The organism is Commensalibacter sp. B14384M2 (genome assembly GCF_016101865.1).
Classification (GTDB): domain Bacteria; phylum Pseudomonadota; class Alphaproteobacteria; order Acetobacterales; family Acetobacteraceae; genus Commensalibacter; species Commensalibacter melissae.
Window position 1 is genome coordinate 90,704 of record NZ_JACFPS010000001.1, and the last position, 13,978, is coordinate 104,681.

The window sequence follows — 13,978 nt, forward strand, 5'->3', positions numbered from 1 at the left end:
TTATCTGTAAAAGGATAGGTTTTAGAGATAACGGATTGATAGTTTATATTTGCAAAAGCCACTTAAATATATCTAAAAAAATTGATACAAACAGTCAAACATTATTGAATTTTCTGTCAGATTTTGAGATTATTTTAGTAAGTTAGTATTAGTATAGCTTGATGAAGCGACCTTGATAGTAGGTCGTTTTTTTGTTTTTTATCAATAGAATTTTTTCAATAGATGCCAAAACAATAGCATCAATATTCCAATTAATTTCCAAAACAAAAAATTTAAGAAAGCCTTAATTCTATGAGTAAAAAAGATAATAAACATGTCAAAGTCATGGTTGTTGCTCCCAAAGATGGAGAATTTCCAGAATTATACACTTTAAGTTATAAAGAAATGTATAATTTGGTAGGAAAATTCATAAAAAAGGCTATCCCTATTAAAGGAACTGAATTAACGATTATACAAGGTCGCGGTAATCGAGTTTCAACCCCCAAAGCACCCTATATACTCATGAATATCGTTGATGAAAACCGTCTTTCAAGTAATGAAAGCTATTATCGGGGGTGTCATAAGATTTTCAGGTCAAGATCGCAGATTACAATGACCCTGATGTTCGTCGGAAACGAATATGTTCCAGCACTGCAAATGGCCAAGTCGTTTATAGTCAGATTTAATGATTCCTGGGCAAGTGATCAGTTTAAGCAATATAAAGCGCCATTTTTTCCTCTTTATAGCGATGAAGTAACCATAGAAAGTTCATTTGTCAATGCGGAAGATCAATATGAGGATGTTTGCTCGGTTGATGTTTATTTTGAATATCATCCAGAATTTGGAGTTTGTGAAGGCAGTGCCAAAGAAATCATTATGAATGTCAATGGATTCAATGAGTAATTAAAATGCGTAACATTCGTCATTCGGTTGGGCGTAATGCTGTAAATAACCGTCAAGATGTTATAATTGTACAGTCGTTACTCAAACGGCATGGGGCATCATATGTCGATGTTGATGGAATATGTGGTCCGCTTACAAAAAAGGCAATCATTGAGTTTCAGAGTAAATTTTATACACATTCTGATGGTGTTATAACACCCGGTAAAAAAACTTCAATATACTTGAATAATTTTACGGGTTTGCTGACCCAAGATTCTTCAACCTCGCTTGTAATAAATCATGCTGAAAGGAAACTGTCATCTATTCAACCCTGGCAAAAAGAAGGAGAAAAGCAAAAGGGCTCCGCAAGTGAGGCAACAAAAAATGCCGTTTATCCTCAAATTATAACGATTGGTATGCTGGATGCTGTAAATCCATCAGGTAAAGGAAAGAATGGAGTTAACGCTACAGCATTGCCTTACCTTAATAGAAATGCCAATCATTTTAATATGACAGATAAGCGGGAAATTGCTTATTTCCTATCTCAGATATCTGCTGAAAGTGGATTTCAACCAATAGCGGAAGATTTAAATTACCGTGTAAGTGCAATGCGCGATAAATTTGGTTACCAAGCATTACGGATGTGTAAAAAAAATTATGCAAAAAAATAAGAGTCCGAAGAGATAAATTGTGGACACAAACTTCTCATTATGCTCATCATCCACAAGCATTAGGTAACTATGTATATGCTGATCGTACGGGGAATGGTGATGAAGCAAGTGGCGATGGATATAGATATAGAGGCAGGGGGTTTCTTCAAATAACAGGCAAAAATCTGTATAGAAGAATGCAGGATTATCATCATCAAGAATTTCCCGATGATATTAATAATTTATTAAACAATCCTGATTTGGTTGCAGATAGAAATCATTATGAATATGCTGTGGAGACAGCATTTGTTTACTGGTTTGATATTGCAAATGTTCATGATCTTGCAATTTCAGCAGATGCTACAGTCAAGGCCGTAACACGTAAAGTTAATGGAGGCCAAAATGGTTATCAGGCAAGATTAAATGCATTTAATCGTTTGGCAGATTATTTAGGGTTAACCAAGGCTAGTCAATAGATTTAAGTAAAAAGATTTCAGTTAACAAGATCGCAAAAATTATTTTAGGATTATTTATATTTCCATTTTTTCCAATTCATGGAAAACAAAATATTTTTGTGATGTTAAAATGGCATAATTTTCATAGAGGTTTAACAGATGTTGATAGTTATAAAACCTATACTTATGAAAAATATAAAACTGCTATTGATATTAAAAAATTCATCGGGAATATGATTGTCATATTTCAAGTAGAAAAACAAAAAAGACTGAAAAATCAGCCTTTTTTGTTTCAAAAGTTTTTTTAAAAAACCTATAAAGGCATTGTTTCTTGAGCTAATGTTGTTAGGGCAACAATACCTGGAAGAGCTTTACCTTCCAGCCATTCAAGAAATGCGCCACCAGCGGTTGAAACATAAGACATTTCATTGATAACGCCAGCATGTTTTAAGGCAGAAACCGTATCACCGCCGCCAGCAATACTTTTAAGCTTGCCAGCTTTGGTTAATTTGGCAGCTTCTTGAGCCACTTCATTGGTTGCCTTATCAAAAGGTGTGAATTCAAAAGCACCCAAAGGCCCGTTCCATACCAAGGTCTTGAGCTCAGCTAGATACTTGTTCAGTAATTTCACCGTTTTTGGCCCAACATCCAAAATCATTTGGTTATCGGGAACGGCATGAACATCAACAGTTTGTGTCGCTGGATTATTTTTTAATTCAGCGGCCACAACAACATCTACAGGTAATAGAATTTTACAATTTTGTTCTTTTGCCTTTTCCATGATGTCACGAGCTGTTTCATGCATGTCGACTTCCTGCAGGGATTTACCAATCTTGACGTCTTGAGCGGCAAGAAAGGTATTGGCCATAGCCCCACCAATAATCAATACATCAACCTTATTGATCATATTGGAAAGCAAATCAAGCTTTGTGGAAATCTTTGATCCGCCGATAATGGCACCAACTGGACGGTCAGGATGTTCCAGGGCGGCATTCAATGCATTTAATTCAGCCTCCATTAGACGACCTGCAAATGAAGGCAGGAATTTGGTAACACCCTCGGTTGATGCATGGGCACGATGGGAGGCTGAAAAAGCATCATCAACATAAACATCTGCCAAAGAAGCAAGCTCTTTAGAAAGCGTTGGATCATTCTTTTCTTCACCAGCATGAAAGCGGGTGTTTTCAAGTAAGAGAATATCACCGTCTTTCAATGACGTGACAGCTTTCTGGGCATCAGGACCAACACAATTATCAGCAAAAGCCACAGGCTGTTTTAAGATATTGGATAAAGCTTCACCGACTGGTTTTAAAGACATTTCTGGAACCACCTTGCCTTTTGGACGGGCAAAATGGCTGCATAAAATAACCTTTGCACCTTTTTTAACCAGTTCCTTGATGGTGGGGACCAAACGATCCAGACGCGTTGTATCGGTAATTCTGCCATCATGCATGGGGACATTCAGATCCCCGCGCAAGAGAACTTTCTTACCTTTGCAATCAAGATCATCAAGGGTTTTGAAAGTTTTCTGTTCAACCATTATTTTGCATTCCCAAGGGCAACAGCTGTATCAGTCATACGGGTTGAGAAACCCCATTCATTATCATACCAGCCAGCAACACGGATCAATTTACCATTGTCAATAAATCCGGTTTGTGTTGCATCAAAGGTTGAGGAGTTAAAGCAATGATTGAAATCGGAGCTTACGAGTGGTTCATCATTATAGCCAAGAATACCCTTTAGCTCGCCTTCGGCCGCTTTTTTGAAATAGGCATTTAACTCTTCAACAGAAGCGGGTGTTTTGGTGGGAACAAAGTCCAAAGCAACATAAGAAACATTAGGGGTTGGAACGCGAATGGCAATTCCATCCAGTTTCCCTTTTAATTCGGGAATAACCAATGCAACGGCTTTTGCGGCACCAGTTGTTGTCGGAATGATGTTTTGTGCAGCGGCACGGGCACGATGGAGATCTTTATGTAATGTGTCAACCGTGCGTTGATCACCTGTGTAAGAGTGGATGGTCAACATGCTGCCCCGTTCAATTCCGACTGTATCCTGAAGAACCTTTGCGATAGGAGCAAGACAGTTTGTGGTACATGATGCATTGGAAATGACAGTCATGTTGCCATTGATAATTTTGTGGTTAACACCGTAAACAATGGTTGCATCAACATTTTTTGCGGGGGCGGAAACAAGAACCTTACGGGCACCAGCCTGAAGCAATGCACTTGCGGCCTCCTTGCTTGTGAAACGTCCTGTGCATTCCATTGCAACATCAACACCTTGTAATGGAAGTTTTGTTGGATCTGCTTCGGCTGTAATTTTGATTGGGCCAATTTTACGTCCATTATGTGTTGTAATGGTCATTGTATTATTTTCGACTTTAACATCTGCAGGAAGACGACCGTGAACCGTATCATAACGGAGAAGGTGAGCATTGGCCTCTGGGCTGCCAAGGTCGTTAATCAATACGACTTCCGCATCAGTGCGTTCGGTTTCAATGATGCTGCGTAGTACCAAGCGACCAATACGTCCAAAACCGTTAATTGCAAGTTTAATAGCCATGATAGTTAAATCTCCCTTTAAGGTTAAAAAGATTTTCCAAGGCGAATCGTCTTGTGAAAATTAATATAAAAACTTTTCTTCGTCTTTAACTCTATTTAATCACGTTTTTTTGATAACGTGAATATTAATCTTAATAATTTACCACAAATTTGATCTTTTGTTAGCTTTTTTAATAATATGCTAAATGAGGTTGTGATTGCACAGGATTATCAATCTTTTATATGAATCAAGTGTAGGATCAAATTTTTTTAATGAAACTTTCATGTCAATAGCGGTCTTAGTTTACGGTATTATTTCTGGTAATTGAATAAATTCGATTATTGAATAATAGAAATATAAGGGTAAAGGATTTCTTTATATTGTAAAATCAATTATTAAGGTTTAATTGAGATTGTTAGCGTTCTTTTCCAACTTTGCACTTTAAGTCAATTTTATGATCAGTCATTTGCGTTATGTTTCCTTGTTATTAAGTGGTTTTTTTTTATTAAGTTCTTGTAAGCTGGTTGATCAAAGGACTTTTAACCCGAGTGCAGGACGTAGGCCTGCTCCTTATATTCCTCCGCCTCCTCTACCTCCTCCGCCTCCGCCCGCACCACCGATCGAAATTGTAGAGGGAACGCCCCAGGATCAATGGGAAAAACCTTTGACAAATTTGGTAAAGGATGCGTTGTCAAGAAAAGCGGATGCCTTGTTTGTTATTACTTTTGTCACCCCAATTTCATCTGATCCTGTAATGCAGCAGGAACAAATGACTAATATTGCAACGCATGAAGGCAGGGCAATTGCAAATGAAATAATCCGAGCGGGTGCAAAGGCGGAGCAAATTCAAATGAATGCCAAGGCAGATGGTGGGGTCAAGAAAAATGTTGTCCAAGTCACTATACAATAAGGTTATTGGATAATTTTTTATATGTTCTATATGAGGACGTAATGGATTGGTTATTCAGACAATGTTTTGTCATGTTGAATCATTTAAATCCCTCGGGATTTAAAATAGGAGAATAAATTGTGTCAGAACCCATAATATCTTCACATCCTTTTTATGCCTATTGCAAAGAGGCGCTTGGAGATATCGAGAAACAGGGACGGTATCGGTGTTTTACCCCATTAAGTCGTCAGTCAATGCATTATCCTGTTTATGATAGAAAGATTAATGCAAAAGAGGAGACCCCGATTATAGCCTGGTCAGCCAATGATTATCTGGGTATGGGAATTGAACCTGAAGTCATGAATGCCGCCATTATGGCTATCCAAAAATATGGTGCAGGTGCAGGTGGGACAAGAAATATTGCCGGAACCCATCCCTTGCATGAAGCGCTCGAGGCTGAACTTGCAGACTTGCATGGTAAAGAGGCTGGCTTGTTATTTGTATCAGGTTATGTATCAAACCAGGCGAGTTTGCAAACTATCCTAACGAGTATGTCCGGGAACTGGATGACTTTTTCCGATCAGCAAAATCATAATTCTATGATTGCTGGTATAAAAGGAGCTAAAAATGCTGATTGTGTGGTTTTCAAACATAATGATTTGCAGGATCTTGAACATAAACTTGCAAATGCTCCAAAAAATGTTGCCAAACTGATTGCTTTCGAAAGTGTCTATTCTATGGATGGCGATATTGCGGATATTGGGGCCATCTGTGCATTGGCACACAAATATAATGCCTTAACTTATTTAGATGAGGTACATGCTGTCGGTTTGTATGGAAAAGAGGGTGGAGGTGTTTCTCAAAGGGATGGTGTAGCGAATCAGGTTGATATTATTGAAGGAACCCTTGCAAAGGGCTTTGGTGTACATGGGGGATATGTAACGGCGAAACGTGAAATTATTGAGTATTTACGATTGGCTGCGGCTGGATTTATTTTTACGACTTCCCTACCCCCATCTGTTGTGGCAGCGGCATTAAAAAGTGTTCGTTTGGTTCGCCAGCAGAATTGGCGTCGTGAAAAATTGTTTGAACGTATTCATACGTTTCAGGAAAAATTGAGACAGGCCAATATTCCTTTTATCGAGACAAAAAGCCAGATTGTACCCGTAATTATTGGAGAGGCTGAGTTATGCAAAAAAATAAGTCAACGTTTATTGGATGAATACAAAATTTATGCACCACCAATAAATTATCCAACCGTGCCCAAAGGAACGGAACGATTGCGATTGACCCCCAATCCTTATCATACGGATAAAATGATGGATGATATGGTAGATGCCTTGAAAGCTTTGTTACCTAAAAAATGAATTTTAAAGGCGATTTGCGGGTCGCCTTTAGTTTAGCTATGATATTATTTATTAAGTTTATCAATAACTTGTTCAAGATTGTCATAGCTTGTTGCACCTTGAATGATATGTTCACCATTAATGATCAAGGCTGGAGTACCTTCAATACCAAGATCATGAGTTAATTGAAGGTTGCCGTTTAAAGCGTTGGTGACGGAATCCGCTTTCATATCGATTACCAATTGATCGGCGTTCAGTTTAAGTTTCTGTGCAATAGATTTGATTGTATTAAGGTTGATATCTTCCTGACTGGTCATCAAGGAACGCATCATTGCAACATAATTGTTTTGTCTAGTTGCCGCAATTATGGCCTGAGACTGCAATTTGCTGTTTTCAGAAAGGATGGGAATGACTTTTAGGATTATCTTGACATCCTTATGTTTTTTGACCAGATCGATTAAAATAGGCAGCATTTTTTTACAGTATCCACAATTTGGATCGTAAAATTCAGTAATGGTTGTAGTTGCGTTTGGATCGCCCATCAGTCCGTCAGTGGGTAGCTGACGTAACAGTAATCCTTTTTTCTCTTTTATTGTCTGGGTAGAAAGTGAAGCGCGTTGTTGCTCTTTCTTTTTCATCAGGGTTTGAATTCCAGTTTCTAATAGGGTTGGATCATCTTTTAGAGCCTGTCTGACAATGGAAATGATTTCTTTACGTTGTTGGGATGAGAAAGTTGCTGCTGGATCTTCACTATGACCAATGACAGGGAAAGAGATAAGACAAGAGAGTAATGAACCTGTCATTAAAGGATAAAAGGATAATTTTTTCATAAAGCGTTTTCCGATTGGTAAAATTGGGATTTTATCATATGGATGGATAATATTATACAGAATTGTAATTGTTGTGATATAAAATGAATCTCGATAGAGTATGGCTTGATAATTTGAGTTAAATATAACTTTCGAACCCTATTATGGTATTATTGATTTTTTAAGTGGAGCGCTGCCACGTGTCAAAACGTTATCAAATTTCAAAAGGTCGTGTTGAGGCAAAGACAACAAAATTTACTCAAAAATTCAGGGACGGATCAAGGCAAAAGATAGTTTTGTTTAAGAAGGCTGTTTGTGGTTTGGTCTTGGCATTTTCAATAACGGCATGTGGTGGGGATCATCACGAGAAAAAACTATCAAAATCTGCAAATTTGAATCATCGTGTAACAGGATATGTTGGGAGCGTTGCTGCAGATGAACCACAAGCCGCCATGTTGGCGCGGGATATCCTGATTCGTGGGGGAAATGCGGCTGATGCAGCTACGGCCCTAGGTATGGCATTGACAGTAACTTTGCCTTCCCGTGCCTCGCTGGGAGGAGGTGGAGCATGTCTGGCGTATCATCCCGGACAGCCGGCACAGTCAATTATTTTCCTTCCTCAGGCAGGAAGAAAACCTTCCAGTAATAATGATCGTCCAGCTGCGATTCCAATGATGGCAAGAGGATTATATTTATTACAGGCAAGTTACGGCAAGTCAGATATTAATGATATTTTACGGTTGGTTGGTAATTTGGCAGGAAATGGTGCTCCCGTTTCTGACACGTTGGCGAGTGATCTGGCAGCTGTTCAGCAGCCCTTATTTGAAGATTCTGCCATGCAGAGAGCATTTACAAATGCAAATGGACTTCCTCTTAAGGCTGGGGATATTCTATATCAGCCTCGTTTAAAGATTATTTATGACCGATTGATTAGTGCAGGTATTGCAGATCTTTATATTGGTTCTCTTGCAAGAAGTTATGCCTTGGGATCCCAGATTGCTGGGGGTGGTCTGTATAACGAGGACTTTAGAAATGCCCTGCCTGTTCAAACCTCAGCTTTGTCTTTGACACAAGGACAAAATATTACATATTTTTTATCTCCTCCTGCAGATGGAGGTCTGGGTATGGCAATGGCGATGCATAATGGACAAAATAGGGATAATGTTGCCCAGGGTACAGTAGCAAAATGGCGTGCAGAAAACAGTTCTACTTATTTGAAGTCATCCATCGAAGGAATGACAAAAAAAGCTCAAGACTGGCTTGATAATGGGAAGGCGGGCAGCGGCAGTTTGCCAGCATTGCCAGCATCTACATCTTTTGTAGTTGTTGATCGTGATGGGGGAGCCGTTTCTTGTGCCTTAACCATGAATAATTTATTTGGTACAGGACGTATTTCTGGAACAACCGGTATCGTCATGGCTGCGTCTCCTCGCCAGTTGCCGCCACCTTTGTTAACGGGATCGATTTCAACATATAAACAGCGTTTTATTGCAGGAGTTTCTGCCTCTGGACAGAATGATGCAGCGCAAGAGGCTGCCGTGACCATGAATTCTTTTTTGAACAAACAAGGAAATAAACGGGAAAAGGATGTTTCATTACCGAATTCGAGCGGCTCAAAAGGACGGGTAAATGCCGTTTATTGTTCTGATGGGTTGCCAGGAAATGACAGGCAATGTCATGCTTATACAGATCCAAACGGTATGGGATTGGCAATTAGCCGTTAAGATGATTATTGCTGTTATGGATCATTGATATTTTGATAAAAATACCAATATTGTAAATGTAAATATTGTATTTTTATCTTTTAAAATCTTCAAAAGCAGCAATAAATGTTTAACTGGGGTTAATTTGAGAATTTACGGTCCCCACGTTATTTATAAGGAAATTCTAAAAATAATGGACAAGAATAAAGCATTAGAAGGAGCTTTGTCTCAGATTGAACGTGCCTTTGGTAAAGGTTCAATCATGAAGATGGGAGAGCAGTCTGTCGTTCAAGTGGAAGCAATTTCAACAGGCTCGATTGGTCTGGATATTGCTTTAGGAATTGGTGGTGTCCCTCGTGGACGTATAGTTGAAATCTATGGTCCAGAAAGTTCCGGGAAAACAACAATGGCGTTGCATATTATAGCCGAGGCTCAAAAAAAGGGTGGTACATGTGCATTTTTGGATGCCGAACATGCCCTTGATCCCATTTATGCGCGTAAGCTCGGCGTTGATATTGATAATTTGCTCATCTCTCAACCTGATGCCGGGGAGCAGGCATTGGAAATTGCGGATACTTTGGTTCGTTCTGGCGCTATTGATGTCTTGGTAGTGGACAGTGTGGCGGCATTGGTTCCCCGTGCAGAGTTGGAAGGGGATATGGGGGACAATCATGTTGGATTACATGCCCGTTTGATGAGCCAGGCCTTAAGAAAATTGACCGGATCTGTTTCTCGTTCCAATACCTGTCTGATTTTCCTCAATCAAATTCGTCAAAAGATTGGTGTTATGTTTGGATCACCAGAAACAACTACAGGCGGAAATGCATTGAAGTTCTATTCTTCTGTACGTATGGATATTCGTCGTATCGGTCAGGTGAAGGAAAAAGATGAAATCACAGGAAACCAGACGCGAATTAAGGTGGTTAAAAATAAAATGGCTCCTCCTTTCAAGCAGGTTGAATTCGACATTATGTATGGAGAAGGAATTAGTAAGATGGGAGAATTGATAGATCTGGGTGTAAAAGCAGGGATTATTGAAAAAGCGGGTTCATGGTTTTCTTATGACAGTCAGCGTATTGGTCAGGGCCGGGAAAATGTAAAGCAGTTCTTGCGAGAGCATCCGGAGATAAGTCAGGTTATTGAGCAACGTATTCGTGAGCATTCTGGTATTATTGGTGAAGGCTCGATGGATGATATGGCTATTGGGACTGATGATTTGTGAGATAGCTAGTTATTAATTTTCTTCATTTATTAATTTGTTGTATAGAAATTGATAAATTTAATAGTTTATGATTATTAAATTGTTGCATTCAAATAATATAAATGGAGAAAATTAAAAATGGAATGTGAATAAAATTAAGTGGCAGGGTTTATTAACGCAGACAGAAGAACTCGCTAAAAACTTTTTTATCCTTCCCTTTGCCCAGATGATTCTGGAGCATGACGTATTCAGTCATCTTGGGGTTATGCAGGAATATAATTGTAGATACGGTATTAAAATGGACGAAAAGATGGATTTTGCGATCTTAAAAGATAAAAAAAATCAAATTTTAATTGTATGTAAAACATTGGCGATGATCTTAATATAAATACAGGCCTCACAAATTCACGGTATTTTTCAGTAACGGAAGCTCGTATAGTCATTCTTGCAAATGGCAGGGTATATAGATTTTTTACAAATTTAGATGCACCTGATAAAATGAATAATGAATTGTTTCGATATTAAAAAGGTAATCTCTCAGCAAGTTGTAGATCTAAAACAGTTGTATGTCGAGATATAAAAAGTTATTTTGATATTTAGTTAGATAATAACCGTAAATCGGTATGCTGATTGCATTTTAAATGTAGGTACAATCCTGTTTGATGAGAATAAAACAGAAACATGATACTTGCAAGAAACTCTGAATAATATATTTAAATGCATACCAGATATATATACAGAGTATAATCAACTATTATACTCGTATAGATCAACTGGCAGAATAGATTTATTTCAATTCAAACCAAGCTTCAACCTCAACACAGGCATCCATTGGTAAACATGCTACACCAAAGGCAGAACGTGCATGTCGTCCTTTGTCTCCAAAAATTTCTACAGCTAGATCTGATGCTCCATTCATGACAACAGCCTGCTGGGTAAATTCCGGTATACTGGCAATGAACCCCCCCAAGCGGATTAATTTGCTGATTTCATTTAACTGTCCAATAGCAGCCTTGGCCTGTGCCAAAATATTGATCATGCAATAGCGGGCTGCTTGTTGCCCAGTTTTAAGGTCAATGGTCGCGCCCAATTTCCCGGTTGTAAAAAGTTTCCCGTCTATAAAAGGAAGTTGACCAGAAATAATCAGGGAATTATTGGTTTTGATTGCAGGAAGATAATTTGCAACAGGGGCTGTCGGGGTAGGAAGTTGAATTCCAAGTTTGGCAATGCGTTCCTCAATAGATGACATGTCTTGATCCTTTCTCAGCTTACAAGTTTGAATTTTGAATGTTTCCGTGGGGAAAAGTGAGATTGATTCATTTCTTCCTCCGGTAGATCCAAAGGCAGCATGGGGAGTTTTTCCTCATCAGACTGTAAATTATTAGGTGCGTCAGGTAAAGGCTGGTTTAAATAAACATCTGATAATAGCCGGAAGCTATAATCCAGAAACGAGGTCGCGTAAATCGCTCCTGGATCCCCTTCAACGGTTCCGGCAATGCCGAAGTGGCTATAGGCAAATGCGGAAACGAATTCCTTTAAAGGAACCCCATATTGCAAACCAATACTGACAGCCTGGCCAAGGCTGTCTAACAAACCTTTAACCATGGCATTTTCTTTTAAAGGCGTAATCGATATCTCACCAAGCTTGCCATCCTCGTATTCACCTGTACGCAAAAACAATCCACGTCCAGCAATACTCGCTTTTTGTGTAATTCCTTTGTGACGTGGTGGAAGAGGTTCTCGAATTCCCCGGGGTAATATGGTTTTTGAAGCGAGGGGATATTCCATTGGATGGGGACGGGGGGGCATTGAAGTTGTAAAACCGATCAATGCCTGATGCATTGCGCAATGCGCCTGATGAGAAGGGGGTTGAAGTATCAAATTTCCCGATAGGGTTGCAGCCAGTGCACTTTCAGGAGTTAGTTTTTGTTTTGCCATTCGCGCAATAGTACTTATTGCCAGATGTCCGTCTTCGGTAACAGGGGAAAATATGGGGGCCAGTCCACATGCTTCTGATCCTAGAAATAGATCTTCAGGTCCGGGAATTGAGAAGCTGGTTTCTATCCTGGGCAGAGGCAAAGTTTTTTCCTCAGAGGCAAGACTCCATATTTCTTTGGCAAGGGTAGTTAATTCTGGTAATGCATTCCAGTCTGGTGACAAGGGAAGATAATCAGATCCACAACCTGCAGTTGAGAGTAAGGTTGCAAAACAGGTAAGGCAACAAGCCACATCCCGTCCTTGGATACTGTCATATTCCAGACCGAGTTGTGCAAGACAGGCATCTAAATTGGTAAGATAAACTGTTCCGGCAATATTGTGATATGATTCTGCATTTTCAGAATCTACAGGCTTTTGCTTTGGGGAAATCTGCAAATCTGGAAAGGGAAGTTCACTGTTAATGAAATTGAACTGTTGCTTATAGAGAATACGGATACTATCGATAACAATTTGCAGAACTTTCCGATAAGAATGAGCGTCAAATCCTGTTTCAGTTGACGCAAAGGCAGCCAAATTTATGGTAAAGGCAGGCTTTTGACTGTTGTCATTTTGCCAAATACGTTGATTGGGACAGGCCTGTTGGTTTAGCAGAATTGTTTCCCAGTCAGAAACTGTCCAATTTTTGATCCCTGCATTTGCCGCATGATCACAAAGAGGCAGTAACCAGTTGGCAGTGATTTGATCTGTTTTAACAGAGGAGGATTCCAGTTGATAGGATGAGCATAACTGTAGGATCGCTGTTGCAGTTTGATCCTCCCATCGAGCGGGCATGGTTACTGAATAAAGAGATGCGTCGGGATCAATCGCGGCTTGCAGATTACGCATCCTGACGCCATTCCAAATATGTCTTGTGTTCATAATAATCAAGTTTACATTTTTTTTGGAATGTCGATAAGCTGAATAAATAGGTAAAAAGTTATACAGGTATCTGTATTCAGTGGATATTGTGGATAAAATTCCGGTTTAGTTTGTTTTCAACTTTTTATTTATCTTAGGATGTAATCTTTTGATTATTCGCTTTAATTAGAATCCAATTTAATTTTTTTTGTGATTTTTATGGAAAAAAGGTATATGGTTGTTAGAAGTTATTTGATAAAGATACTACATAATTATTTTGTTTGAATTATATTATGACAACACTTGGAACGCGTTTACACACACTTTTAAAAGGACGTTTGGTCGGGAAAGATTCTGATGGACGTTCCTATTATGAATCTCGCAAACTAAACCGTCTTGGCGGAGGTGAACGTCGTCGTGAGCGGTGGGTTATTTATAAAAAAGGTGATGATCCCTCCGCAGTTCCCCCAGAGTGGTGGGTCTGGCTACATTATGAGGCGGATGCACCAGTTCCGGTATCAAAGCGTCATCCCTGGCAAATTCCCTATCATTCCAATTTAACCGGAACAGCCAAGGCTTATCATCCACAAGGGAGCGATTATGCCGGTGGTCAACGAGCCAAGGCTACGGGTGATTATGAAAGCTGGGTTCCTGAGGCTTAGTTGAAAAGATAGTTCATGGTATT

General features: G+C 39.3%; 14 protein-coding genes. 9 read left to right on the top strand and 5 right to left on the bottom strand.

The genetic code is table 11. The features are described 5' to 3' along the window. Positions 1 to 291: 291 nt before the first annotated feature. From H3R33_RS00425 to H3R33_RS00435, 3 genes are read left to right on the top strand one after another with little or no spacing between them, the layout of a single operon-like run. A complete protein-coding gene (locus H3R33_RS00425; protein WP_198184492.1) occupies positions 292 to 882 on the top strand; it encodes an LIC_12616 family protein in 591 nt (196 codons plus the stop codon). A gap of 5 nt (positions 883 to 887) precedes the next feature. Then, positions 888 to 1,532: a peptidoglycan-binding protein gene (locus tag H3R33_RS00430; protein WP_198184493.1), complete on the top strand. Its 645-nt coding sequence runs from the start codon at positions 888 to 890 to the stop codon at positions 1,530 to 1,532. Positions 1,533 to 1,549: 17 nt separating this feature from the next. Beyond that, entirely contained in the window at positions 1,550 to 1,987 is a 438-nt protein-coding gene (locus H3R33_RS00435) for a hypothetical protein (RefSeq protein ID WP_198184494.1), read from the top strand. Between the two features lie 292 nt (positions 1,988 to 2,279). On the opposite strand, the gene H3R33_RS00440 is transcribed toward H3R33_RS00435, so the two are convergent. Together H3R33_RS00440 and gap are read right to left on the bottom strand one after the other, a co-directional pair. Then, the gene (locus H3R33_RS00440; RefSeq protein ID WP_198184495.1) at positions 2,280 to 3,506 is read right to left on the bottom strand and encodes a phosphoglycerate kinase; all 1,227 of its coding nucleotides are present in this window, start codon (positions 3,504 to 3,506) and stop codon (positions 2,280 to 2,282) included. Continuing rightward, a complete protein-coding gene (gene gap, locus H3R33_RS00445) occupies positions 3,506 to 4,531 on the bottom strand; it encodes a type I glyceraldehyde-3-phosphate dehydrogenase (RefSeq protein ID WP_155568432.1) in 1,026 nt (341 codons plus the stop codon). The genes H3R33_RS00440 and gap overlap by 1 nt, the downstream gene beginning before the upstream one ends. Positions 4,532 to 4,964: 433 nt before the next feature. Here gap and H3R33_RS00450 point away from each other — a divergent pair, with 433 nt between their 5' ends. Continuing rightward, positions 4,965 to 5,420, top strand: a complete 456-nt coding sequence (locus tag H3R33_RS00450) for a hypothetical protein (RefSeq protein WP_198198851.1) — start codon at positions 4,965 to 4,967, stop codon at positions 5,418 to 5,420. A gap of 119 nt (positions 5,421 to 5,539) precedes the next feature. Continuing rightward, positions 5,540 to 6,766: a 5-aminolevulinate synthase gene (gene hemA / locus H3R33_RS00455; protein ID WP_347401046.1), complete on the top strand. Its 1,227-nt coding sequence runs from the start codon at positions 5,540 to 5,542 to the stop codon at positions 6,764 to 6,766. 44 nt (positions 6,767 to 6,810) lie between these two features. Here hemA and H3R33_RS00460 read toward each other — a convergent pair whose 3' ends face one another. Further along, positions 6,811 to 7,575, bottom strand: a complete 765-nt coding sequence (locus tag H3R33_RS00460; RefSeq protein WP_198184497.1) for a DsbA family protein — start codon at positions 7,573 to 7,575, stop codon at positions 6,811 to 6,813. Positions 7,576 to 7,754: 179 nt separating this feature from the next. On the opposite strand from H3R33_RS00460, the gene H3R33_RS00465 reads away from it, so the two are divergent. The 3 genes from H3R33_RS00465 to H3R33_RS00475 all read left to right on the top strand — a co-directional run bounded on the left by H3R33_RS00465 (position 7,755) and on the right by H3R33_RS00475 (position 10,846). Beyond that, positions 7,755 to 9,278, top strand: coding sequence for a gamma-glutamyltransferase (locus H3R33_RS00465; protein WP_347401045.1), 1,524 nt, complete (start codon positions 7,755 to 7,757; stop codon positions 9,276 to 9,278). A 172-nt stretch (positions 9,279 to 9,450) separates the two neighbouring features. Next, positions 9,451 to 10,479, top strand: a complete 1,029-nt coding sequence (recA, locus tag H3R33_RS00470) for a recombinase RecA (protein ID WP_110438496.1) — start codon at positions 9,451 to 9,453, stop codon at positions 10,477 to 10,479. 124 nt (positions 10,480 to 10,603) lie between these two features. Next, entirely contained in the window at positions 10,604 to 10,846 is a 243-nt protein-coding gene (locus H3R33_RS00475; protein ID WP_198184498.1) for a hypothetical protein, read from the top strand. Positions 10,847 to 11,245: 399 nt separating this feature from the next. Here H3R33_RS00475 and H3R33_RS00480 read toward each other — a convergent pair whose 3' ends face one another. Then, positions 11,246 to 11,707, bottom strand: coding sequence for a RidA family protein (locus tag H3R33_RS00480; RefSeq protein ID WP_198184499.1), 462 nt, complete (start codon positions 11,705 to 11,707; stop codon positions 11,246 to 11,248). 14 nt (positions 11,708 to 11,721) lie between these two features. Next, positions 11,722 to 13,281, bottom strand: coding sequence for a vitamin B12-dependent ribonucleotide reductase (locus tag H3R33_RS00485; protein ID WP_198184500.1), 1,560 nt, complete (start codon positions 13,279 to 13,281; stop codon positions 11,722 to 11,724). Positions 13,282 to 13,586: 305 nt separating this feature from the next. Here H3R33_RS00485 and H3R33_RS00490 point away from each other — a divergent pair, with 305 nt between their 5' ends. Further along, on the top strand, positions 13,587 to 13,955 hold the full coding sequence (locus H3R33_RS00490) for an NADH-ubiquinone oxidoreductase subunit NDUFA12 family protein (RefSeq protein WP_155565853.1): 369 nt from the start codon (positions 13,587 to 13,589) through the stop codon (positions 13,953 to 13,955). Positions 13,956 to 13,978: the final 23 nt, after the last annotated feature.